21 protein-coding genes are annotated in these 25,001 nt (G+C 44.9%); 9 read left to right on the top strand and 12 right to left on the bottom strand.

Features of this window, described 5'->3' with window-relative positions; all coding sequences use genetic code 11:
* Position 1: 1 nt before the first annotated feature.
* Entirely contained in the window at positions 2-1,252 is a 1,251-nt protein-coding gene (locus ACSU1N_RS06170) for an ABC transporter permease (protein WP_440059368.1), read from the bottom strand.
* Complete coding sequence (locus ACSU1N_RS06165; RefSeq protein ID WP_440059367.1) at positions 1,242-1,970, bottom strand: ABC transporter ATP-binding protein; 729 nt, start codon at positions 1,968-1,970, stop codon at positions 1,242-1,244. Before ACSU1N_RS06165 ends, ACSU1N_RS06170 begins: the two co-directional genes overlap by 11 nt.
* 87 nt (positions 1,971-2,057) lie before the next feature.
* Here ACSU1N_RS06165 and folP point away from each other — a divergent pair, with 87 nt between their 5' ends.
* Positions 2,058-2,924, top strand: a complete 867-nt coding sequence (gene folP, locus ACSU1N_RS06160; protein ID WP_440059366.1) for a dihydropteroate synthase — start codon at positions 2,058-2,060, stop codon at positions 2,922-2,924.
* A gap of 10 nt (positions 2,925-2,934) precedes the next feature.
* Here folP and ACSU1N_RS06155 read toward each other — a convergent pair whose 3' ends face one another.
* On the bottom strand, positions 2,935-3,834 hold the full coding sequence (locus ACSU1N_RS06155; RefSeq protein WP_440059365.1) for a cation transporter: 900 nt from the start codon (positions 3,832-3,834) through the stop codon (positions 2,935-2,937).
* A gap of 62 nt (positions 3,835-3,896) precedes the next feature.
* On the bottom strand, positions 3,897-5,390 hold the full coding sequence (locus tag ACSU1N_RS06150) for a carboxypeptidase M32 (protein WP_440059364.1): 1,494 nt from the start codon (positions 5,388-5,390) through the stop codon (positions 3,897-3,899).
* Between the two features lie 82 nt (positions 5,391-5,472).
* Here ACSU1N_RS06150 and ACSU1N_RS06145 point away from each other — a divergent pair, with 82 nt between their 5' ends.
* From ACSU1N_RS06145 to ACSU1N_RS06115, 7 genes are all read left to right on the top strand, one after another.
* Positions 5,473-6,594 carry a sugar phosphate nucleotidyltransferase gene (locus ACSU1N_RS06145; RefSeq protein WP_440059363.1) on the top strand — a complete coding sequence of 374 codons (1,122 nt, stop codon included), beginning with the start codon at positions 5,473-5,475 and terminating at the stop codon, positions 6,592-6,594.
* Position 6,595: 1 nt separating this feature from the next.
* On the top strand, positions 6,596-7,828 hold the full coding sequence (locus ACSU1N_RS06140; RefSeq protein ID WP_440059362.1) for a phosphoglucomutase: 1,233 nt from the start codon (positions 6,596-6,598) through the stop codon (positions 7,826-7,828).
* A gap of 137 nt (positions 7,829-7,965) precedes the next feature.
* A complete protein-coding gene (locus ACSU1N_RS06135; protein WP_440059361.1) occupies positions 7,966-9,351 on the top strand; it encodes an ATP-binding cassette domain-containing protein in 1,386 nt (461 codons plus the stop codon).
* Complete coding sequence (locus tag ACSU1N_RS06130) at positions 9,344-9,982, top strand: energy-coupling factor transporter transmembrane component T (protein ID WP_440059360.1); 639 nt, start codon at positions 9,344-9,346, stop codon at positions 9,980-9,982. Before ACSU1N_RS06135 ends, ACSU1N_RS06130 begins: the two co-directional genes overlap by 8 nt.
* A 387-nt stretch (positions 9,983-10,369) precedes the next feature.
* A complete protein-coding gene (locus ACSU1N_RS06125) occupies positions 10,370-10,957 on the top strand; it encodes an ECF transporter S component (protein ID WP_440059359.1) in 588 nt (195 codons plus the stop codon).
* A gap of 50 nt (positions 10,958-11,007) precedes the next feature.
* Entirely contained in the window at positions 11,008-11,988 is a 981-nt protein-coding gene (locus ACSU1N_RS06120) for a TIGR00269 family protein (protein WP_440059358.1), read from the top strand.
* A gap of 5 nt (positions 11,989-11,993) precedes the next feature.
* The gene (locus tag ACSU1N_RS06115) at positions 11,994-13,310 is read left to right on the top strand and encodes a phosphoadenosine phosphosulfate reductase domain-containing protein (protein WP_440059357.1); all 1,317 of its coding nucleotides are present in this window, start codon (positions 11,994-11,996) and stop codon (positions 13,308-13,310) included.
* Here the strand turns inward: ACSU1N_RS06115 and ACSU1N_RS06110 are convergent.
* Positions 13,294-13,539, bottom strand: coding sequence for a hypothetical protein (locus tag ACSU1N_RS06110; protein ID WP_440059356.1), 246 nt, complete (start codon positions 13,537-13,539; stop codon positions 13,294-13,296). The two genes, ACSU1N_RS06115 and ACSU1N_RS06110, sit on opposite strands and share 17 nt — an antisense overlap.
* 102 nt (positions 13,540-13,641) lie before the next feature.
* Here ACSU1N_RS06110 and ACSU1N_RS06105 point away from each other — a divergent pair, with 102 nt between their 5' ends.
* On the top strand, positions 13,642-14,019 hold the full coding sequence (locus ACSU1N_RS06105) for a DUF134 domain-containing protein (protein ID WP_440059355.1): 378 nt from the start codon (positions 13,642-13,644) through the stop codon (positions 14,017-14,019).
* Between the two features lie 24 nt (positions 14,020-14,043).
* Here ACSU1N_RS06105 and ACSU1N_RS06100 read toward each other — a convergent pair whose 3' ends face one another.
* The 7 genes from ACSU1N_RS06100 to ACSU1N_RS06070 all read right to left on the bottom strand — a co-directional run bounded on the left by ACSU1N_RS06100 (position 14,044) and on the right by ACSU1N_RS06070 (position 24,921).
* On the bottom strand, positions 14,044-14,937 hold the full coding sequence (locus ACSU1N_RS06100; RefSeq protein ID WP_440059354.1) for an ABC transporter permease: 894 nt from the start codon (positions 14,935-14,937) through the stop codon (positions 14,044-14,046).
* Positions 14,938-14,943: 6 nt separating this feature from the next.
* Positions 14,944-15,993: an ABC transporter permease gene (locus ACSU1N_RS06095; RefSeq protein WP_440059353.1), complete on the bottom strand. Its 1,050-nt coding sequence runs from the start codon at positions 15,991-15,993 to the stop codon at positions 14,944-14,946.
* The gene (locus ACSU1N_RS06090) at positions 15,990-17,513 is read right to left on the bottom strand and encodes an ABC transporter ATP-binding protein (RefSeq protein WP_440059352.1); all 1,524 of its coding nucleotides are present in this window, start codon (positions 17,511-17,513) and stop codon (positions 15,990-15,992) included. The genes ACSU1N_RS06095 and ACSU1N_RS06090 overlap by 4 nt, the downstream gene beginning before the upstream one ends.
* An 83-nt stretch (positions 17,514-17,596) precedes the next feature.
* Complete coding sequence (locus ACSU1N_RS06085; protein WP_440059351.1) at positions 17,597-18,880, bottom strand: BMP family lipoprotein; 1,284 nt, start codon at positions 18,878-18,880, stop codon at positions 17,597-17,599.
* A gap of 396 nt (positions 18,881-19,276) precedes the next feature.
* The gene (locus tag ACSU1N_RS06080) at positions 19,277-20,590 is read right to left on the bottom strand and encodes an acetyl ornithine aminotransferase family protein (protein WP_440059350.1); all 1,314 of its coding nucleotides are present in this window, start codon (positions 20,588-20,590) and stop codon (positions 19,277-19,279) included.
* 94 nt (positions 20,591-20,684) lie between these two features.
* Complete coding sequence (gene argS, locus ACSU1N_RS06075) at positions 20,685-22,916, bottom strand: arginine--tRNA ligase domain-containing protein (protein ID WP_440059349.1); 2,232 nt, start codon at positions 22,914-22,916, stop codon at positions 20,685-20,687.
* Positions 22,917-22,974: 58 nt separating this feature from the next.
* Entirely contained in the window at positions 22,975-24,921 is a 1,947-nt protein-coding gene (locus ACSU1N_RS06070) for an aldehyde ferredoxin oxidoreductase N-terminal domain-containing protein (protein ID WP_440059348.1), read from the bottom strand.
* Positions 24,922-25,001 lie beyond the last annotated feature (80 nt).

Raw genomic sequence — 25,001 nt, 5'->3', positions numbered from 1 at the left:
CTTACTCTCTCCTCCTCAAACCTATCTGCAGCCCTGTAACAATTATTTCACTGTTGTACAATTTGATGATTGCTACAATCAGAGCAATGATTTCGAGAGCGCTCACAATTAACGATAAGTAGATGTAGCTTGTAGCTCCAAGTAGTATGGAGATGCTTGCTAGAGACGGTATTAATATGAGTGCCGCCCCTGAGACTAAGGCAGAAGCTATACTCGGGGTTATACCAATGAATTCGATCACGATTGAGATCCCGAAGAATATCATGATTAGCGGTGCGACTATAATCCCCGCTGTCCTCTCGTCGCTTACTAGACCACCTATGAGGGTTCCTACGCCCCCTGCTAGGAGCATCCCTAGTATGGTCGTTAGAATAGTATATAACGTTGTATTCCTCAGAATATCTAATGCTTGATAAGTGGCTTGAGGCGAGACGAAACCTGTTGGCGGAGCCGTAGATACCTGGAGGCTCGATGCGAAGAGGATTATGAGGCTCGCGAAGTATACTAACCCCATTATAAGCGATGCTATCATTGAAGCAAGTATTTTGGCTAACGCTATACTACTCCTCCTAACCGGTTGCGCTAGCAGTAGTTCAAAAGCTTTCTCGGATTTCTCCATCGCACTAATCTGCGTCGCGAAACCAATCGTGAAAGCCATCATTATAGATACTACGAGAGACGATAGGAAACCGATCGTGGTCGCACTATTAGCTACAATATAATCGATCTCTCTCCCTCCATAAATAATCCTATTGGCCACGTTTAGAGACGCGTTGAACAGCCCCGGATTAACCCTCCCTCTATAAGTAGCTAGAGCCATCCTGTAGGCTTCGGTGAAATACCCTTGGGATATAGCGCTTGAGGCAGCTCCTATACTAGCGATCGAGAACCCGTTCACTCTCGAGTAGACGATGAGGTCTGGTGTCGAGTTAAAGGCTTCACTACTAAACCCTCTCGGTATCTCGACTATAACCGGGTAGTCTGACGCATATATGTCCTCTTTATCTACATAATAGATTCTGCCATTCAACGTATTGTTCAGAACACTGATGAACCATTTAGAGAAACTAGTGTTATCATTATCTACAACCCCTACCAGGCCCGTGAATTGCGGCATTGACTGTCTAATGCCTACGTTAATCGATAACCCTAGGCCGGTGTAGAATAAGGGGAGTAGTATCAGTGTTAGTATGAAGCCAGGGTTTTTGAGGAGCGCCTTTGTCTCCCGAATTAGGAGTGGTTTAAAAACCATGCTCCGCCACCGTTTTAACAAATACTTCTTCGAGGTTCCTAGCTGAGAACCTTTCTTTTAAATAATCGATACCTCCTTCAGCAATAATCCTCCCCCTATATATTAACGCAACCCTGTCGCATACCGTCTCTATCTCAAGCATGTTGTGGCTGCTGAGAATTATTGTAGCTTTCTCCTTCTCCCTGTATGCTCTTATAATACTCCTTACTTGAAGGCTTTTCTCCACGTCTAGACCGGACGTTGGCTCGTCAAGTACTAGAACCCTTGGGTGGGAGGCTAACACAACGCTGAGAGCTAGCATCCTCTTCATGCCTTTACTATAGGTTTTAATAGGTTTTTCGATAAACTCTCCGAGACCACTCAGCGAAATAGCTTCATCAGTTCTCTCCTCGAGGTCTAAGCCTTTGAATCTAAGGGATAGCATGAGCCTTATGAAATCATACCCCGAGAGATCCTTGTATGCACCAGCTTCTTCAGGCAGATATCCTATTATCCTCCTAACCTCCAACGGGTTTTTTATAATGCTATAACCGGCTATGAAGACATCTCCGCTTGTAGGTTTTAGGAGAGTCGACATTATCCTAAGCGTAGTGGTTTTACCGCTTCCGTTCGGCCCGATCAATCCAAAAATCTCTCCTTCACTAACGGTAAAGCTTATGTTATCTACTGCTCTCACACCACTCCTGAAAACCTTGGTTAAATTCACGACTCTAACCATGGGGTTTGTATCCAACCGATAACACCAGGCATCTATGCTTAAGCTCTTTTACGAGTCCTGGACTAAAATATATTGTAGTGCTAGGTTATGATTAGAGCGAATATAGCTGGAATACCTGTTGGAGACGGGGAACCCGTAAGGATAATGGGGGTTATCAATACCTCCCCCGAGTCATTCTATAAGCTAAGCGTTAAAAGGAGGGTTGACGAAATCGCTGAGACAGCTATTAGATTCGATAAAGCAGGAGTCGACTTCATAGATATAGGGGGAAGGTCTACAGCACCCTATCTGAATACAGATGTCCCAGTAGAAGTCGAAGCCAAGCGTGTTGTTGAAGCTATTAGGGTAATAGTTGAAAACACTAGTGTTAAAAAGCCTATATCTGTAGACACCACTAGGTATTATGTGGCTGCGGAAGCTTTGAAAGCAGGGGCCAGGATAATAAACGATGTCTCAGGGCTTAGGGAAGACCCCCGTTTAGCAGACTTAGCTAGGGAATACGATGCTCCTATAATAGTAGTCGCTAGGGTTAAAACATACGATAAGAAGAAGCATCCGATCGAGCACGTTATCCAAGCTCTCAGAGAGTCTATTGAAATAGCCCTAGAACACGGAGTTAGCGAAGAGCGGATCGTGGTAGATCCTGGTATAGGATTCAATAGATTTAGCGAAATACCCTGGTACATATGGGATTCTGCTATAATAGATTCGCTAGATGAACTAAGATCACTCAATAAACCTATTCTAATAGGAGTCTCGAGGAAATCGTTCATAGGCGCTATCACAGGTAGGAGCGATCCTGCGGAGAGATTATACGGTTCATTAGCCGCTACAGCAATAGCCGTCTACAGAGGCGCCCATATTGTTAGAACCCACGATCCTTCCGAAACGGTTGATGTTGTGAAAATATCCCAGTTTATAAGGAACGTAAATAGTATGCTAAAAAGCCTCTAGTATTCAAAGACTATTCACTCATACCATCGATCTCTCTAATAATTTGTTTAAATGTAGGCGGCTCAGCTTTTCTCGGCACTACCTCAATATACACGTACTTAAACCTTGGCTCGACCGATTTAACAATCCTTTCTATATTGTCGGAGAGCGCTTCCGCTTCTTTAACACCTATATGCTCGGCTGCTTCAACCTGGAGGATTAGAAGATACGTGTCCTCCGTTAACATTACTGCTTTGAAGAGATTAACGTCTACGACGCCATTTATATTAAGGATAGCGTCTAAAACCTTCTTCAATACTTTCTTAGGCGGGGAACGTCCTACTAGAACCTCGTAGAATCTCAGCCCAGTAGCGATCGAGAGGGTGATTATAATACCGACGATTATTATGCTACCTGCAATATCAACGAACCTGTCCCTGGTATATACGGCTAGAAACGAGACAACTCCTGTTAAAGAATCTGCCGACGTGTCAACAATCATACTCCTAATACTCGGGTCATGGTCTCTTCCCATCCTGGTATAGAAGATTAGGACGTATCCAAAAACAGTAAGATTCAGCATCATAGCTAGTAGTGTGCTAGTAATCGACAAATAATTGGAAGAAACGTGGAAATCCTCTAGGTTTGTATACATTATTTTGTTCACGACATAACCTACCACAGTCCCAGAGAATATCATTAGCGCGATAAGACTAGCAACGTATGCTCCTCTCTCTAGTCCGAAAGGATACCAGGATATCTTCCTCTTAGCATTCCTCCTACCAATTAATAATATAGTTAATCCTAGCGTGTCGGCGAGATCGTTTAGAAAACCCGCCCCTACGCTTAGAGATTGAGAGTTTAACGCACCTATCCCGAGCAGGATCATTGACACGGTATTTAAGAAGATGCCTAGTTTGACAGGATGCAATCTACTCTTTCCACCATATACGTTATTAGATCAATAAAAAAAAACTTTTAAACTTAAGATTTTCAGCTCAAGTATTTCTCTTTGAGGTACCTAATAAAGTATTCCACTGTATACTCTTCGCCGAAAGCTTTCTTCAACAAGTCTTTGGGAGTATACGTCCTTCCAAACCTGTGTATTTTATCCCTTAACCACTTCTTTACTTCTTCGAAACCACCCTCTGCGATCTTATCCTCTAGCTTGAACTCCCTCCCTATATGATACTTCATTTGGGCTGCAACAAGGTTTCCTAGCGTGTATGTCGGGAAATACCCGATCGAGCCCATACTCCAATGTATATCCTGTAGTACTCCCTCACTATACGTCTTCGGCCTCACGCCTACTAGCTCCTCCATTAGATTATTCCATAGCTCGGGGAGGTCGCTTACCTTTACAGAACCCTCGATCATCTGTTTTTCGAGAGTAGCTCTTACCACGATATGAAGGTTGTAGGTTACTTCATCTGCTTCTGTACGTATCAGGCTAGGTCTCACAGTATTGAAGTAGAGGTAGACTTCTTCCACCGTATACTTGCTTATGAAAGGCAGGTTCTCTTTTAGTACAGGATATATTAATGCTATAAACTCCTTACTCCTCCCCACGATATTCTCCCAGAACCTACTCTGGCCCTCGTGAATACCTAGGCTCGCCCCTTCTGCTAGAGGTGTGAATTTAAGCCCTGGGTCGATCTGGAGTTCGTACAGTGCGTGACCGAATTCGTGTATAGTGCTCAGAAGGCTCCTCTTGAAGTCGAATCCCTCGTATCTCGTGGTAATCCTGACATCGTCTAATCCTACGGATATTGTGAACGGGTGTGCTGATACATCTAGTCTAGCCCTTTCGCCTAAAGGATATCCAAGGATCTTTAATACTTCATGATTAACTTTCTCCATCCAGCTCTTATCATATTTCTCGTCTTCTAAAACATGCTTGTCAGGGAACCTCCCGAGAGACCTTACTTTGTCTAGTATCGATTTTAATTCTTTAGCCAGGGGGTTCAATATACTATCTACATCCCTAGATGTCAACCCTTCCTCGTAGAGGTCTAGTAATGCGTCGTAAGGGTGTTCTCTCCAGCCTAGGTAATCGGCTTTCTCCCTTGTTAACTTAACGATCTTCTCTAGGTAGGGTTGGAATTTGCTGAAATCGTTGGATTCTTTAGCAATCCTCCAAGCATACATAGCTTCCTGGGTAGTCTTCTCTAGTTCAGCTAGTAGCTTCGGCGGAATAGATTTCATAATCCTTATTTCTCTCTCCAAGACTCTGACAACCCCTCTCTCATAATCGTTTAACCCCTCTACTCTACTAGCTTTCTCAACTAACTGGACGAACTCTGGTTTTAGAATAAGTTGTTGCACTAGGAGGCTTAGCTCGGCCCTTGCTATAGCTCTCTCTTCTAAACCCTGCTTAGGCATGTTTGTCTCGCTATCCCAGCTCAATAATGATAGAGCGTGGCCTAGCGCCCATATCGTCCTATACTTCTCGATAACTTCTTTCACGATTTCATTCGTAAAATACATTACTACCGCCAATTATTCCTGTAAAAGTCATAGTTTAAAAAATTGATTACGATAATGATAGGTGTAGACGGGATGCGGGTTAATGGGTGTAAGCCTGGTCATACTAGCCGGAGGGCTTGGAACGAGGCTTAGACCACTGACAGAAGTTTTACCCAAGCCCATGGTACCTATAGCTGGAAAACCCCTTTTACATCACTTGATTGACTGGTTTAAGGGTATGGGCTTTGACAGGATCTATGTCTCAGCTAATTACAAGGCCTATGTTATTAAAGATTATGTTGAAAGGAATATGCTTAACGTAGAGGTGAGAATTCTAGATTCGAAAGATACCATTGATGGTGTAAGGCTGATAATGAACGAATTAGGGGATGAGGTAATAGTGTCGATGGGCGATATCGTCTCAGACATGGATATCAGGGATATGCTTAAGCAACACTTGGAAACAGGGGCAGACGCCACAATATTCCTCACAGAAGCGGATAACCCTCTCCAGTATGGCATAGTACTAGTAGACGACTCGAGGAGAATACTACTCTTCACCGAGAAACCTGTTAGCCTCGAGATATACATGCTTAGCCTCGCATTCTATAAAATCAAAGGCGTAAGCTCCTTTAGCAATCTCATAAATGCTGGAATATACGCGTTAGGAGATAGAGCGCTCAGACTCATTTCATCGAACGCCTCGCTACTGGATTTCGGGAGACACCTGTTTCCTATGATGGTTGAAGAAGGATACAAGTGCTACGGGTATATACCCAGCTATAGACACTACTGGGAGGATATTGGGACCCCTGCGAAGTATATGAAAGCTGTATGGGACGTAATATCAGGGTATGTTAAAACTTTTAGAGCTGATGGCAAAATGGTATCAAGCGGTGTTTACATACATAGTGATAGCGAGGTAAATGGAACTCTCTACCCTCCTGTATACATAGGACGGGGCGCTGTTGTAGAAGAAGGGGCTATTGTAGGACCGTATGTTAGCCTCGAAGGGAATGTTATTGTGAAAAAAGGTAGTAGGATCGAGAACTCTATAGTATGGTGGGATACTATCATAGACGAGAACTCCTATGTTAGAGAATCTATATTACTGAACAAAGTAAGGGTTAAGAGCGTGAAAATTGTAAATTCAATAGTAGGCTCCGGGAACACCCTAGCCGAAGACGTATATTCAGCGAATGTACCGAATAAGCAGGTGGGCTAGGATGCTAAAAGTCTACGATAACCGGTTTATAGGAGTACCCAACGAGGATTTCACGCCAGACGAGGCGGCTAGGCTCGGTGAGAAAATCGGTTCCTGGCTGGGTAAAGGGTCTATCGTAGTAAGCGGGAGGGATTACAACCCGTCTTCAAGGATGCTGAAAAGAGCTTTTACAGCCGGCTTAATGAGTACTGGCGTCGAAGTCATGGACTTCCACGAGTCTTTGAGCGGTGAGATATCGTTTAGTATTAAAAGGTTCGGGGTTAAAGGAGGTTTCCTATTTACTACATCACACTCGGTGCCTGATTCTGTAATGTTAAAGCTGTTTAGATCGCCTGGCTACGAAGTGTTAGCATCTAACATGAGGCTAGACGATATAGAGGTTAGAAGGGTGGGGCTTAGTGAAGTAGGTTGGGTTATGTACTCGGAATACATCCATAAACTATACGTCTCGGGCATTCTTAGTTTCGTGAAAGTAGATGAGATCGCTTCTAGGAATTTCAAGATAGTCGTCCACACAGCCTACTCTCCAGCAGATGTAGTTATACCGGATATACTCAAATCCCTGGGCATAGACTACGTCCTACTCCAGAATATCAAGACTAAAGCATACGAATCGAAATACCCGTTCCTCAAAGAGATCGAGCAGGTCAAGAAGATTGTTGAAGCTACTGGAGCAGAGCTAGGGGTCGTATTCAACAACGACGCATCCTCTATGTCTGTTGTAGACAGCGAAGGCAGGGTATTACTGCCCGATGAAGTCGCCTATGCCATATCCCTTGGAGCCCCCAGGGAAGCAAGCATAGTAGTAGAGCCAGCTGCACCTAGACTTCTAAAAAGAATGCTCGAGGAGAAAGGCGTTAAACTAATTGAGGTGGGAGATGAGAATAATCTCATAAACTACATGGCTAAATCAAGACCTTACCTAGCCTATAGAGTAACTGGCCACGTGGCGATACCACTTTTCAGTCTGGGCTATGATTCTATAATAACACTAGTCAAGCTACTTGAATGCCTAGCCGTCTCAAGGTCGAGCCTGGGAGAACTGGTATCGAAGTACAGGAGTATGCTATACGAGAAAACCGGGTCTCTGGGCATCGAAGACGCCAGGGTTGAGGCTGGAAAACAGAAATGGACGCCAACACCGTATGGGTACGTATCAGTTAATAGGGAAAAGATTACTTACTACGTGTTCGAACCTGGAGAAGGCTCTTTCACAATAACCTCACCGAAATAGAGTATGTTCCTAGACAGGAATATTCCCTGAGGACTTTCCTTAATCGATGAAGGCTCCTGCCTAAACCAATTACTCAATACTCCTTGGTATACCTATTATAATCTGTTTTTCAATATATCGATAACCAGGTTAAGAGAATGCTTACCGTAAAGCTTCGTGAAGTGGGATATATTCTAGAATACGGTGGAAGTAGTGTCGTGAAGAGTGTTCTGAAAGATTCTGAGTTCGAGCTCGAAGAAGGTAGTGTAACAATACTTACAGGACCCTCGGGCTCTGGCAAGACTACGATCATCCTAGCCGTAACCGGCGTACTAAACAATCTACTTAATGGTTATGTCAAAGGAATAGTTGATTTGAGCGGAGTCAACCCTCTAAGCCAGGACGGGTTTAGAAAGGTGCCTAGGTATACAGGGATAGTCCTGCAAGACCCTGATAGGCAAATCGCTATGCCTACTCCTCTAGCAGAATTAGTGTTCACTCTTGAAAACCTCGGATTCGATACTGAGGAAGCCCGTAAAACCGCTGTTAGGTATTTAGAGGAATATGGGCTAGCTGGTAAAGCCGAAGAGCATGTTGATAAATTATCGATGGGCGAGAAGAGGAAGCTCACTATCGCATCAGCCCTGGTCCACAAACCTTCTTTAATCATCCTCGACGAGCCAACCGCTTCGCTAGACCCATGGTCAATAAACATAGTTGCTAGAGCTGTCGAAGAATTTAAAAAGAGGGGTCTGACCGTTTTAATAGCCGAACATAAACCAATGTACTTCACTAGACTCGCGGACCGGGAACTCAGGGTTGTCAATGGTAAACTAGTCGAAGAATCGGTTAGAGAGGTAGAGATAGAAATAGGGGGTGATAGGAAGAAGAGTAAAGGTGAGAGGAGAGTCCTATATATAAGAGATTTAGAAGCTGGCTATGGTACTCCACTAGTCTACGTAGACGAGCTCGAGGTCTACGAAGGCGAGATCGTAGCGATCGCCGGCCCCAACGGGTCTGGGAAAACCACTCTCTTGAAGACTATCGCAGGATTCCTAAAACCGCTCAGATACGAGGTGTTGGATAAGAAGAAGTCTTTCTACGTCCCCCAGAACCCCGATTTTACATTTATTTATAGCAGTGTCGAGAAAGAGCTGAAAGACGCCGCGAAACAAGTAAGCTTCAGCGAGCTATCAAGTATGTATCCGTGGTTTAACGAGACGAGGGAATACAACCCTTTTAAACTAAGCCATGGACAGAGGAGGTGGCTTGCCAACCTGATAGCTTACGGTTACTCTAGGGAGCTTGTACTGCTGGATGAGCCTAGCACAGGCCTAGACGACTCATTGTTCACCATGCTTACTAATATAATAAGGAGGATTGCTGCAAAAGGAGCTGGAATACTTATTTCAACGCATGACCCAAGGATTCTAAATGACCTTGCCGACAGAGCGTATTTTGTAACGGGTAGAAAGCTGGTCGAAAAAGACCCTATTAGCCTAGCAGCCGAAATGTATAAAGCTTCGGGTATTAGAATTGCCTAGGCTATCTGTTTCAATAGCTTTCATACTAGCTCTAGCATTGACACTGTTAGCATTCATCGTATCAGATACTACCGTGCTTGTAGCCCTCGCGGCCTTCTCAACTCTCTTACCGGCTAAGGGGATAAAGAAGATCTACTGGGTTTACATATTCCTACTGGTCTCGCTTATCGGTGTCTTCGTCAATGCTTTAATGTTCGCAAATACAGGTGCTCCAGTATTGGAATTCCATGGTTTTACGATCAGGGCTAATGCTGTAGAAGGATTCGTTAGGGTAACGCTTAGACTCCTCATTATAGCAGGGGCTGGCGCATGGTTTATCGCAAGCTATACGCCTTTCGAAATAGCTAGAGGCCTCGAGAAAGAGCTCGGGATACCCAAGGGGGTTTCATTTGCTATCGCATACGCTTTCAGGCTGATACCTCTCGTAGCAAGGGACCTAGCCGAAATACAGAATGTGAGGAGGGAGAGAGGTAAGAGAACCATACCCCTTCTACCATCAGACCTTGCGAGTATTCTAACACCATTGCTGAGGACAGGGTATGAGAGGGCTGTATGGACTGGTATATCAATTGAATTGAGAGGTTTCTCTCTTAGAAAAATCCGGCGCGAGTTCAAGCTTGTATATAGATAGGAGCTGCTAGGACTTCTTTAGACCAGTATAAGCCCCTATTACTTTCCAGTTCATAAGTATAAGTACCCCCCGGTAAAAGGTTGGATCAGTAGTAGACGGGTTTACACGTGGCTAACAATAGCCTTTCAATTAGAAAACTTCTGGATCGGTAACTTATTATTGTATCTTTAGAGGGTTATAAACAAGTAGGGTTGCCCTGGTTAGACTTCTAATGGATGCTAGCTCTAAGGGTCTAATACTAAATAATTCTGTAACCGAGGTAAGAGACTAGACTCCTTGCCTGGAGCATGTTACTAGCAGGGATAGAAGTAGTGTGGCTTTGGAGTCGATAATTTTGTAATTAATATTTAAATAACAGGATTATAATAGCGTAGTAATGGTGGGAACATGATATTTGAAATCGCGTCAGTGCTCATAGTAGTTGTTATAGCCGTAGCATTATACTATGCTGGTAAGAGAGCTAGATACACAGGTATTGACTACACGCTACTCGGGCTAGTAGGAGTAGTTTTCGGCATAGTTTTCGTCCCGTGGTGGACCGTATACTATATTATTAAAGCTATTGGGGGTCCGATAGTAGCGAGGATTGTTACCTACGGCCTGTGGTTTATGGCAGCCCCTATGTCGGCAGTGCTAATACGGAAGCCTTTATCAGGTCTTCTCGGCGAGTCTATAGCAGGCCTTATTGAAAGCCTCATACCCCAGGCAGGTGGTCTTACATCACTGATCTACGGATTCGCACAAGGGCTGGCTAGCGAGCTAGCTTACGCTGCCGGTAGGTACAGGAATTTCGGATTAGTGACTTCGGCTCTAGCCGGGGGCCTGGCGGGATTTCCCGCAGTAGCCTTAGACGCGTTGCTTTTCGGCGACATCTATCCCTGGGACTATATGTTTTGGATTATAATAGCTGTGTTCATCAGCGGACTGATATATGGTGTCCTAGCATACTTGGTTGGTAGAACCGTGAGATCCTAAACCAATATAAATCTTTTTTCCAATATCTAACTTCTAAAGGTGCTTAAGTTGTGGTTAAATGTAGCTTCTGTGATAAGCCAGCTGTATATATCAACAGAGTTAATAACCTAGCCTACTGCAGGCAGCATTTTACCGAGTATTTCGAGAAGAAGGTTAAGAAGACGATCCGCAAGTACAGGATGCTCGGGAAGAGGGAGAATATAGTTGTAGCCGTGAGCGGCGGGAAAGATTCTATGGCACTATTATATTTCTTATGGAAGCTCTCGAAGAAAAACCCGGGCTGGAGCGTCTCCGCATTGATAATAGACGAGGGGATAAAAAACTATAGGGAGTATACTATAAGAAACTTCCTCAGGGTAAACGAGATCCTTAAAGTACCCTATAGAATCGCATCATTCAAAGAATACTTCGGTATGACGCTCGACGAGATGGTTGAAGAAGGGAAAAAGAAGGGGCTTCCATACCTTCCCTGCGCCTACTGTGGTGTATTCAGGAGATATCTCATAAATAAGGTTGCAAGAGAGATGGGGGCGACTGTTGTAGCAACAGCTCATAATATGGATGATGTTGTTCAGACATTTATCATGAACCTGGCTAAAGACACTCTCGAGAAACTCGCTAGGTCGGGTCCTGTAACAGGCGTTGCTAGACACGAGAAATTTGTTAGAAGGATTAAGCCTTTTATCGAAGTTACGGAAAAAGAGACTACGATATACGCTATTCTAAACGGTTTGATCGAACCCGAGTATTACAAATGCCCGTATGCTGAGTATAATATAAGGTTCAAGATAAGGAAGCTGCTGAACGAGTTAGAGGAAGTGCAGCCAGGGGTTAAGCAGGGATTGCTTAATAGCATGCTCGGCATAATAGAATCCTTGAACTCCAGGATTAAAGCCGAGGAGATCAAGACATGCGAGATATGTGGGGAACCCTCGTCCCACAGGGTGTGTAGAGCATGCCAGTTCAGGATGGAGCTAGGCCTCCTACCTAGGGTATCGTTCGAGCTTAGAAGGGAGAAGCCAGCCTTATGATCCCAATGTATTCTATTATAACCAGGGCCTCTAGCGATAAGAAGACTCTCGAGCACGTTATTGAAACGTTTTACAGGGGGTGGGGTATTAGACTCGAATCTCTTGGTGGTTCGAGAGATAGCAGTGTATTAACCGAGAGGGTTGGAGCAATCATTAGCAGCGCTCTCTACACTATATATATTGTCAATAGAGAAGACTTTGAGAAAGGCTTCTACCCTGCTTTCAACTCGCCTAGGCTTGTAGTCCACGTTGTGAAGAAGAGTAAGATTCGTAATATGAGGATCGAGGAGGTTTTCTCTGAGATAGAAAAAGCGAGGGCAAGGCTTAGGCTCAACATTTCCGTTGAGGATGGTGTTATAAAGTTTGGATGGCGCGGGAAATCCCTGGTAGAAGAGCCCCAGGTCTACCACGATATTTTCGCCCTCAGAGTACCGGGCTTTATGTCAGATGTAGTAGGCTTACCCGAAGGCTGGTATCTCGCGCTCAGGGATCTCGGAGGCAGGCACTTCATCATAGACAGGAACGGGGTGTCCGGGTATTTCGTTATTAGAGACTACCTCGGCGTCGAGAAATACATTGGTAGAAGCCCTGAAACGATAAGCCTTGAGGAGATTTCAAGAAATAACTACAATTATATTATGGAGATCGTTGAGGCCGTTAAGAACTGGCTAGGCCATCTAGGCGATTACGACTACGTATTCGTCCCCTGGAGTGGTGGTAAGGATAGTACAATGGCGTTGAATCTAGCTCTCGCCGTTTACGGTAAGAGCAAAGTCATACCTGTTTTCGTAGATATAGATGTCGACCTACCCTTAAACAGGTATTTTATAAGACAAGTATCTGAGGAGCTTGGTATAGAGCCTGTCGTGAAAAGGCTAGATCTTAAACCCCTTCTCCTTTCTAAAGGTTTCCCAACACACCACGATAGATGGTGTTCTAGGCTCAAGGTATCGAAACTCGAGGAAACCTATACGGAGTATTGCGGTAAGGGTAGCGAGTGTGTTGTCATAGTAGGCGATAGAGATGTAGAGTCCGAGTCGAGGAGTCTAAAACCCCCGGTGTTCAAAAAAGGTAATCTAACTTATGCCTACCCGCTGAAACAGTGGAGTACGCTACTCCTCCAGTCCGCCTACGAGGTCTTAGGCATTAGGAAGAACCCTCTATACGACACCGGTTTCTACAGGCTCGGATGCTATATCTGTCCTTCTCTCAGAGGCTGGGAGATCGAGATTATAGAGAGGAGCAATGAATTGGTTAAAAACATAGATATTAGTATCTTCAAAGAATTCCTAGAGAGGCGGCGTGTTATTTCGAGCTCTTAAGCTGGTTAAGCCTGTCTTCAACATATTTAAGCGCATCCTGTAGGTATGCCTTTAGGTTCTCTAGGTAGGCTATTTCAGCCTCCTTGGTTAATGTTGGCGCGGATGGATAGACTGGAGGAACCCCTCTAAACCCCCACCACAAGTACCACCCAGGCCTCATCCACGGTGGCAGATAGCTCCAGGGGCCGTGGCCTGGCCAAGGGCTCCAGTATCCTCTCCACCAACCCATTCGGCTCGCCTATTTTTGAAATATATTTCAAAAGCTTTTAAGTTTAACCCTCTAATTAATTAAACAGGCTTCGGGAATACGCGTTAGGCAGGTATAATAGTTATGAATGGGTTTAAAGGGCGTGGTTACGGGAGAAAGTGGAGGGGCGGTAGGCCTCCTGTACCAAGGAGGGTTGAATTCTATTACGGGAATGTAGTCTTTGTCCCGTCTACTCTAAGACCTCCGTATAGTATGCTGAATGGTGTAGTATTGTTCCACGACGAGGTTGAAGCGTTCAGACTAGCCTACCTAGAGGGGTTAAATGTTAGGGAAGCGTCTCTGAGAATGAATGTTTCAGAAGCTACGTACTGGAGGATCCTTGACTCCGCCAGGAGGAAGATAGCTGAAGCATTAGTTGATTTAAAACCGATTATTATCCTACCCCGAGAGCAATCACCTGAGACGACTCCTAAAACAGTAGATGGCGAGAGGGAATCTTAAAGGATTAGATTATAAAAAGAGTGCCTACTCTCTCTTGTACGGTACCCCTACGTATCTAGGAGGTCTAGACCTACCTATTACACCAGCAACTACAATTAGTGTTGCAGCATATGGCACCGTGTTGATTAGTTCTACAGGTATTATAGCCTTTAGCCAGCCAATATTCTTTATCCATTCTCCTACAACCCAGAAGAAGCCGAATAAGAAGCTGCCTGCGAGACCTAGTAGAGGGTTCCAGTTAGCGAAGTTCACTATTGCCAGCGCTATAAAACCTCTTCCAGCTGAAATCTGCTTGGTTATGCTAGCGTTCCAGTCAATGCTTAGGAAAGCCCCTGCGAGACCTGTTAAAGCACCGACTATCATCGATGAATACAATTGGATTCTCTCCACATGTATCCCAACAGAGTCTGCTGCTTCGGGGTTTTCACCACAGCTCCTTATAGCGAGCCCTGTCTGGGTTTTGAAGAGTAGCCAGTAGGATAATACTGCTACTATAATAGCTAGCACAGCGATCGGGGATATACCGTAGAACTTAGGGACAGCCTTGTCCCAGCTAATGGTATAGTAGCCTGCAACGTGGAAGAAAGCTATAATAGAATACGCTACAAAGCCCAGAGCAAATAGATTCAGACCTACACCGTCAACTATCTGATCCCCTTTAAGGTATGCAGCTATAGTGCCATGTATAACGCCTAAAACTATTCCTACGGCAACAGCAACTAAGACTCCCCACAATGGGCCGCCGATAAATACGTCTGCTAGAACAGCCATGAAAGCCGTTATCAGCATTATCCCTTCTAGACCGATATTCGCAATTCCAGCTCTTTCACCTATTATCTCGCCTGTAGCAGCAAGGAGTAGAGGTGTTGTAGCATTAATCGTCTGGACTATAAGCTGGTAGATCATACTAGGATCCATCAACACTCACCTCCTAATCCTTCTTATAATAAGTCTTACTACGCCTGGAACGGATAGAGCTATTATGATAATACCCTGAACCGTCTGGACCATCTCTAAAGGTACGTGCGCGAATATCTGCATATTCCTCGAACCGGCTTTCATAGCTCCTATAAGTATCGAAGAGAGTATTATACCTAGCGGGTGGTTAGCTCCTACTAGCGAGACTGTTAACCCGTCGAAACCTAGGTTGACAAGGTTGCTTAAACCTGTTGTTATAGCATACGAGGGCGGGCGTCCAGCGACCTCACACACTCCTGCCAGCCCAGATGTCACCCCTCCCAGGATGAACGAGTATAGAGCAACCTTTCTAACGTTGATTCCAGCGTATCTCGCGGCAGTAGGATTATATCCTACAACTCTTATCTCGTATCCTATTACAGTCTTCCACAGTATAAAGTACATTAATACAGCTGCTAGAACAGCTATGATATAACCCACTGATAATTCCGTATTAGGTATTAGAAGAGGGAGTCTACCAGATGGGGGGACAGAAACCGTTTTTGAAGCATCAATCGGGTTAGGTATAACATACACTCTCATTGTCTCAACGATCCAGTAGGCGATCCAGTTCAGCATTATTGTTGAAACAACCTCGTTAACGCCTTTATACGCTTTCAGCCACCCGGCTATAAACCCCCATAGAACCGCTAGTAGAATACCGGTTAGGAATTCCATGGGGAGGTAAGCGAAAAAGGGTAGGCTGACCGCCCCGTACAATACAGCTCCGAGAGCACCCATATACATTTGGCCTTCTGCCCCGATGTTGAACAACCCTGCTCTAACACCTATCGCGAACGTTAGACCTGTCAGGATGATTGGTGTTGCGAAACTCAGAGTCATATATATCCCATATGGCGTTGTAAGAGAAGGTACGAACAGCTGGTAATAAGCCTGCCACGGGTCATATCCACCAATCCACATTACTACAGCTCCTACTGCTAGACCAATTATTATGGCTAGAACGATCTCGGAGAAGTAAGCAATGTACTCTAAGCTAGTTGAAGCAAGGCTCATCTACTTACACCCTTCAACTGCTCTAGCCTAAAACCACCCATCATCAAACCAACGGTCTTCTCATCTACCTCCTCAGGTTTTACAACACCCATGAACTCACCATTGTACATTATAGCGAATCTATCACTCAGCTGGAGGATCTCTTCTAAGTCGGCCGAGACAAGGAGTATAGCCTTACCCTGGTCTCTGAGCTCTAGTAGCTTCCTCCTTATATACTCTGTAGAGGCAATGTCTAGACCTCTAGTAGGATTAGAAGCTATTATTACGCTCGGATTCTTGGAAATCTCTCTAGCAAGCACTAATCTCTGCTGATTACCTCCGCTTAAACTCTTTGCCTGCGAGAGCGGGCTTCTCGTCAGTATATCGAATTCTTTAATCAATTTTGAGGCATGGTCTAGAATATTCTTTGTTTTCAGAATACCCATCCGACCTGTGTAATCACTATTTTTATGAATACCGAGTATCGAATTTTCCGCCACGTTCATGTTGAGAACCAAACCCATAGCAACCCTGTCCTCCGGAATATGGGCTAATCCGAGCTCGTAGAGAACCCCGGGCTCGAGATTAGTAATATCCCGGCTTCCAAGATACACCTTTCCTTTTTCAACCTTTCTTAAACCAGTAATAGACTCTACTAGCTCTTTCTGACCGTTTCCTTCAACACCCGCTATGCCGAATATCTCGCCTTCTCTAACGCTGAAACTAACTCCTTTCACAGCCCAGGTACCTCTATCGCTTTTAACCCAGAGGTCTTTGACTATGAGAATATCGCTCCCATACCTAGGAGGCTTCTTCTCTATTTTCAAGAACACTCCCCTCCCGACCATTAGCTTAGCTAGCTCCTCTGCTGTCGTCTTCCCTGTTTCAACAACACCTGTTACCTGCCCTCTTCTAAGCACAGTCACTTTATCTGTTATCGCTAATACTTCTTTCAGCTTGTGTGATATGAATATCGTGGTTACCCCTTCATCTTTAAGCTTTCTTAGCACTTTAAATAACTCTTCGGTCTCACCGGGTGTCAGATTAGTCGTCGGCTCGTCTAGTATCAGGATTCTAACATTCCTGTACAGTATTTTCAATATCTCGACTTTCTGTCTAACACCCATCGGTAGAGTCTCAACAACTGCTTCAGGATCTACCCGTAGCCCAGTCCTATTCATAAGATCTTCTAGCTTCTTCAAATCAGCCTCGCTACGGGTTAAACCCATGAAAATATTCTCTCTGACTTTAAACACTGGGACTAGAGCAGGGTATTGGGCTACCATCCCAATACCATGTTTCAAAGCATCGCTAGGGCTGTTGAAAACAACCCTTCTGCCAAAAATGTAGATCTCGCCTCTGGTTGGTTTGAGAATTCCCGCAAGTATTTTCATCAAAGTAGTTTTGCCAGCTCCGTTTTCTCCAAGGAGACCATGTATCTCGCCTTTCTCCACCCTAAAATCCACGCCTCGGAGAGCTACTGTACCATCCGGGTAGATCTTGACAATCCTCCTCATATCTACTGCGTAATCAGTAGGCATATAGATAGACACCAAGTCTTGTCTTGATATGTAGGAGGGCCAGGTTAAAAATAATTATCTAAATTTAAATTTGAGATAATACACTAACCTACGTTTAAATCCTGTCTGACTATTGCTATCTTCGAAGCATCGTATGGAACCATGTTCTCAATATCGGCAAATGTCAGATTATCGACCTTGATCCCAGACGGGTTGTTTATAATCTGGTTCTTTAACTGATTTACGGCATCCCAGATCCAGCTGGGTATCCGGGATCTCATTTCTTGGACTTTCTGTATAATCTCAGTCGCATTAACCTTCCTACCTGCTTGTTCAGCTATCTGTAGGAATGTCTGTAGATCCTCTACACTGCTCATCGCTACTCCTCCTTCTTTCAAACCTAGCTCTAGCACTCCACCATACTTGCTTATCTTGCCCTCCTTGTACTCAATAGCCCTCTTGACAGCTTCGTAAACGCCTACGTCAACCCTCTTCTCCATACTCGCTATTACAAACCCAGGAGCTATCCAGTCCTGGTCGCTGTCAACTCCTATAGCGAACGGTGGACCAAATTGTTTGCCAGCGCTCTGGCCAGCCTGCTGGGCTGCCTGGATAATTCCCAGGCCTGTAGCACCGGCAACATTGTAGACTACGCAAGCTCCCTGAGCTAGCTGGGCTTGTGTAGCAGTCATGCCTTTAGCAGGGTCGTTGAAGCTACCGGTGTATGTATAGAGGATTTTCAACGGGGTGATAGTTTGCTTAGTGTATTGGGCATAGTACTGCTCGCCCCACCTTATACCCCAGTAGTATCCAGCCTCGAACTTGTATAGGACGGGGATCTCCATGCCCAGGACTACTCCTACAGCGGAGCAGTTATAGTAGTGTGCGACCATGCCTGCTAGAGCCCCTACTAGGGCGCTACCCTCGTGTTCTTTGAATACGACGCTTAGTACATTAGGCTGGTTTACTACAGCATCTATAATTGCGAAGAGCTGGTTAGGGAACTCTTGGGCGGTCTGGTTTACGGCTGATGACATCAGGAATCCTACAGCTATGATCACGAGATACTGCCCGCTCTGGGCGAGAGTTCTAAGGTTAGGCAGGTAGTCTTGCTCCGTAACGCTCTGAACCTCTGTTACGTCAACACCGAGCTCTTGCTTAGCCCTCATAGCACCCAGGTACGCCATGTCGTTGAAGCTCAGGTCTCCTCTACCACCTATATCGTATACGACAGCTATCTTATACTTGTGGGCTGGTGTAGTAGTCTGAGTCGTAGTAGTCGTCGCCGGGGGAGCCGTCTTGGAATAATAATACCACACGCCTACGCCTGCTATTACTACTATAACAACTATTATCGCAGCTAGAACGGATTTGGCAATAGACCTCATGCGAACACCCAATACACCGAGTTTGGTAATTATATTATACCCACGGATATATAAAGTTGATACACGTAGATACAGGTATTATCTTAACACTATATTTACCCATCTCACGCTTTAATCGCAATATTAAAAATCTTGTTCTTCAGTGGGAGGAATACTCTTCACTGTTCCGGGCGACCGAAAGGTCATCATCAATTATTAATTTTAAACATCAAGGGTTTAATCTATTACTTGAGATGATTAGAATATTAGCGAATCATTGACTAGGCATGTATCTATTAAGAAAACCGGTTTGTTTAGTAGCAGATCAGTAGAAATTGTAAATTGTCAATACTCTAGGAAACATTCCGTTTGAGCGATTTCAGCCATGGGGTTCTTCCCAAAGATAATATTCGTGTCTTAGGTTATTGATTCTTTAACAACCTGCTTGAATATATTGAGGCCCTGTTTTGCCTCCTCCTCGCTTATCACAAGCGGGGGTATTAGCCTTATAACGCTTTTCCCGCACCCTAGTAACACTAGGCCTTTGCTAAGCGATCCCCTCAGTATTCTATCCCGTAGCTCGATATCGGGTTCTTTGCTCCTCCTATCCCTAACGAACTCCACACCCCACGCCAGGCCCAGCCCTCTGACATCCCCTACTCTCTCGAACCTATCTTTCAACTCTATTAATTCGTCTCTGAAAAGCTTCTCTAATTCTAGAACATGAGGCAGGAGAGATTTGACTATATCTATTACCTTTAACGCTACAACAGCAGCTAATGCGTTACCTCCAAAGGTATTACTATGCATACCAGGCTTCTCAAAATCTAGTTCAGCTCTGTAGACTGCCGCGCCTATCGGTATCAGCCCACCGCTCAGGGCTTTCGCTGTAGTCAATATATCTGGTACAATATTGAAGTATTCTATAGCCCACATCCTCCCTGTTCTACCAAGGCCCATCTGAACCTCGTCGTCTATTAAGAGTATGCCATGCTTCTTGGCGAGCTTGCTAAGCTCTTCGAAAAAGTTCTTCGGGGGTACGACATATCCTCCCTCGCCTTGTATAGGCTCGAAGAAAATGCCGGCGAATTCGTCCGGTGGGGCGATCTTGTCGAAAATATATTCTTCTATAAACTCGATCACTCTATTGGTTAGCTCGCCGGGCTGCTCGTAGCCGTCTATATGCCACGGGTTCCTATATGGGTTAGGGTATGGGACGTAGAATACCCCTGGCATCCACGGGAACTGCCTCTTTTTCTGGACGCTTTTACTAGCGGTGAGAGCTAGACTACCGAAGGTTCTACCGTGGAAACCGCCTAGGAAGCTTATGAATAGAGGTCTCCTGGTAGAAGTCCTAGCTATCTTCAATGCTGCCTCGTTTGCTTCTGTACCGCTGTTTGCCAGGAATACTTTCTTCGGGAAGGTTCCAGGGGTCTCCTCTGTTAGTTTGATCGCTAGCCTGACCTGGTAAGGGTTGTAGAAATCTGTCCCGGCAGCATGTGCTATTAACTGGATCTGTTCAATAGCTGTTTTAACTACTTCGGGATGGCTCGGGTAGCCTAGGCTATTTACCGCTATACTACTCGAGAAATCAAGGTATCTCCTACCATCAACATCATACAGCCACACTCCCTCGCCTCTTTCGATCACCAGGGGTAGATTCTCCCTATCATGGGTTGTAGTAGCAAGATACTGGTGGTGTAGTCTAATCCATTCCAGAGCCTTACTCATTTTTACACCATTGATATATTCATATCTGGATTGTATAAAAATATTCTTATACCGGTCGAAAAATAATAGGCTGACATAACGAGACTATAGCCGATTATATGGTTCTAACATGTGGGAAACCGAGGATATCTACTAGCTCTTTTAAGACTAGTAGAGAAGAAGTGACTAAAGCTATCCTGAACGCTCTAGCCCTGGGATCCTTCTCTCCGATAACCCTGTGAGTCTCATAGAATTTATTAAGGGTATTGCTTAGATTAACCGCGTATTCGATTATCCTATTAGGCTTCATACTATTATAGGAAGATACTAATACCTTATCGTAGTCGCCCAGCAGGCTCAATAATTCTTCCTCTACTAAAGATGGTTGGTACCCGCTCCAATCTCCTTCTAGCGCTATAGATGCTATCTTCTCTAAGTTATCGAGGGGTTCGAGGCCTGTCAGCTTCCTGAGTATGCTCTGAACCCTTACGTAAGAGTATAATATGGTTGAACCCATAGTCTGCTCTTCTAGCCTAGAAGGGTCGAATACTAGTACTTTCAAAGGTTCTACAGACAACAGTAGCGACCTAGCATTAGCGACTGCTAGAGCCTCTAAGACCTCCTTGCCAGCACCTCTAGTACCTCCTTTAGGGCCGCTTAGGGTCTTATAATATATTTTCGATACAATACTATAGTAGTCCCTGACGAGCTCGTCTAGCGTGTAATAGACTCCTCTTCTCCCGCTCATCCTAAGCCCTTTAAGCCTTACGAGCTCATATACGAAATGGATCAAGTTCTTAGCCTCTTTATCATAGCCCAGGAGGTAGAGAACGGCTTTAACCTGCTTTTGCTCCCTCGTCTGCTCGCTAGCAATAACATTATACACTATCTCAGCTTTTAGATCCCTGAATTTGTAGATAGTGTACGCGATATCCCTTGTAACATATAATGTTGTGCCATCACTCCTCTCTATGATGAATTTCCCCGGCTTGTCGGGTTTGAATAATTCAGAAATAAACTCGTTCTCCTCAGAAGCCTTGTCTAAGTCTACAAGCAATGCTCCCTCCTCCCTTCTAGCGAACCCCCTACTTTCGGCCTCTCTGCTAATGCTGTGAGCTAGCTGGAGGATCTCTCTAGAACTCTCCCAATCGAACCCGTCGAATTCAATCCCCAGCTTGCTCAGTGTCTCTTTGAATCCTTCAACAACTTCTCTGGAAACCCTGTTGAATAAGGAGAGTATTTCTGGAGATTCCTCCTCACACCTTTTCATCAACTCCCTGATATCTCTAATAGCTTTCTCGTAATCTACGATACTACTTGACAAAGCGATGTACGCGTCTGGAGCATGTTTCGCTAACTCAGCGATCTGCCTCATGAGTTTCAAGTATTCTCTCCACGCTTTCAAGTACTCCTCTATCTTAGACCATAACTCGTTGAAGCTGCGGTGGGTTGATAGCTTCTCCTGATACTTGCTTAGTAATTCCCGGGTTTTTCTAAAAAGTTTGGCAGAGTCGTGTTTAAGCGTTTTCTTTGCTAAGACCGAATCTAATTCCTCTAGGTCTTCTAAACTTATTAATCCTTCTGCCCTAACTGTATTCACGAAGTCTTCTAGAGTCCTCCATAAATCTGCTTCTAGACTTGATAGATAGCGGAGGAACCTTTTCTCTTCGATAACAAGGTTTGTCAAAGCATATACTATACCGTACCAGTGGTCTCGTTTCATATTTTCTAATGGTTTTACATTATTTTTCTCAAGTATGGATACGCCATATGTTAGTATCGCGACTTGTTTCCCCATGTCGTTAACGTAAAACCTCCTGGTAACCCTAAACCCTAGCTTCGCTAGGAGCCTTGAGAAAGTATCTCCTATCACACTATTTCTCCCGCTCCCTATATGTAGAGGGTGGACCGGGTTAGCGCTTGTATGCTCTACTATAACATGCTTTCCCCCACCAATCTTAGCCAAATCCCTGAATACGTCTCCGCTGAGAATTCTCGGTAGTAGAAGTTTCGAGAGTTTGTCAAAATCAATCCTTATATTGAGGTATCCGTTGACGAACGAGGCTTCTCTAATAAAGCATTTATCGCTAAATTTTTCTCTAATCCCCGCGATTATCTTCTCAGCTATCCTATCCCACTCGCCCGAAGGCTGTTTCAGCTCTTTGAAAAAATAGTGGAGTGCAATAGAGTAGTCTCCTAACTTCTTATCCGGGGTTCTAGATACTTTAAGCTTCTCAGCTTCAAACCAGCCGTAGGTAATACTTATATCGAGCCCGAAATGCTCTAATAGAGTCCTCGCTAAGGCTTCTTTCAAACATTCCTCGATAAACCCTCCAGGCTTGTCCAATCACAACCCCTTTTTAAAAGAAGAGTGTGTTAGCAAGTTATAAAATATCCAGGAACCTCTACGCAGAATAAACGAGCTCTTCGAACTTCTTCTTAAACCTCGCCCACCATTCTACTATAGCGTGATAGCCTTCCCTACCGATCTTCTCGCTCCAAGTCTTGTTAGCATACTCCTGTGCTGCGCTAGCCATGAAGTCGAATATCTTCTTGCTCTCCCATAGCGCTGGCTCTGCTACATTAGACTGGTATTCGGCTAGTAACCGGTATAATTTCTTATAGTATAGGAGAGTATCTTTCAACCCGTATGCTTCATCGTAGAGACTAGCCAGTATTTTCTCAGCCCACCCCCTATGGAACCTGCATACACCGGAGTCGTCTATCATTAACTCCATAACAGCCCTCTCGTAGCTTTTCGCCGCATATTCCTCGGGCTCTAGGAACACGCCTGAGTATAGTGTCCAGTATCTGCCTAGAACCGGTAGGGGCGCGACCATCCCCGGCGTCCAATAGTAGTTAGGTGTAATATGGCCTTCCTCACCGAAAGACGCGTAGACGAGGAGGTCTATGAACCTAGTATTCTTCTCGACAACCCTCTCCCTGTACAATACGTCTAAGATTTTAGCCGCAGATCTAAGGCCTCTCTCACCTATCAGCCTCAAGATATTGTTCGTACCCCAGGCCAGGGATTCTATAACCTTCTCAGCGAGCTCCGCATTCAGCTTGCTATACTCGATACTATAATTGTATGGGTTGAAGAAAGGCCTCGTATGCAGTCCTACATCCTCGGGTTTCAGCAATCCTCTGTCTACAGCCTCGAATACAAAAGCGATTAAATTACCTAGTTCGATAGCGTCGAATCCGTAGGCGTCGGCGAGCTCTACCAGCCTCTCTGCTTCGTGTAGGTCGAAGACGCCTATGATAGGCCCTAACCCGTTGTAGGGCTCATAGTCTGTCTTATACATACCCTTCCTCACCTTCTTACAGGCGATCGGGCAGGGCTCTCCACAAGTCTTCCAGCTCTTAGTCTCGATAGCCTCCTTGTTGAACGGCTCCCAGTAGTATCTCATTAGGATACCGAATATTTTCTCCCTAACGTCCGCAGGCAAATAGATCATATTCCAGTTGAACATGGGCGTCTGAATCCTTAGATGAGGATAGTTCGACCCGAACGTACCTCCGGTATTTAATTTCGGATCGAACCTATACTTGGTTCCAGACTCTATCACAAGGTTTAAATAAGGCTTGCCAAGCTTCTTCCCAAAATACTCATTGATACTTTTTATATCCCTGAGTAGGTCTGGCTGGTAGACTATTTTGTCGAAATCCCCTCCGTATATTATAGCGGCAACCCCGTGCGCCCTATATAATACGCTACCAGGCCCACCTCGCGCAGCAAGATCCTCACTACCGAAATCGATCTCGCCTCTGAACACCGTGGCAGAGAATAGTGCTCCCATGCTAGTATTCTTTGCAGCCGGCCCTACGACGATCGACCTAGCGGAAGTAGCACTAAATACCTCCTGCTCCCTATCCACCAGATATTTTGTTAAAGCGTAGACTCCTTTAAGCCCCCTATACCCTCTCCACACGTTTTCCAGGGTATCCTCGCTAATTTCCTCGAATAGGATCTCGGTTCTCCTATCCTTCCCGATTAGTTTTATCACCAAAGGGGTCTCGGACCTGCCTTCAACAACTATAGCGTGCAAGTCAACCCTGAACTGGTAGGCTGCTCCACCCATGGCTGCTACATGCAATCCTCTCGTCAAAGGGCTCCGGAATACTGTGACTAGCCTGTGAACCCCGTATAGTTTACTACCTGCTAGAATCCCCGTTCCTATGACCAGAGCGTTATCGGGGTGGTAAACTGGCTTCTTCCAGGACTCGTATACTTCCCTGTGCAGTTTCACGCCAAGGCTTACAGGGCCTCTTACCTCGCTTAAGTCGTACTCCTGGAACCTGAAACTTCTCGTGCCAGCATTTATGAACGCGACCCTATACTTTGTCAATACCTACACCTCAGCACGCTATATGAATTAAGATAATGAAGACAAGGTCTAAATATTATTTATCCACAAAAAATTTCATA

Source organism: Thermogladius sp. 4427co (assembly GCF_051933805.1).
Classification (GTDB): domain Archaea; phylum Thermoproteota; class Thermoprotei_A; order Sulfolobales; family Desulfurococcaceae; genus Thermogladius.
The sequence above is the reverse complement of the archived record's forward strand: the minus strand, read 5'-3'. Positions and strand labels throughout refer to the sequence as shown.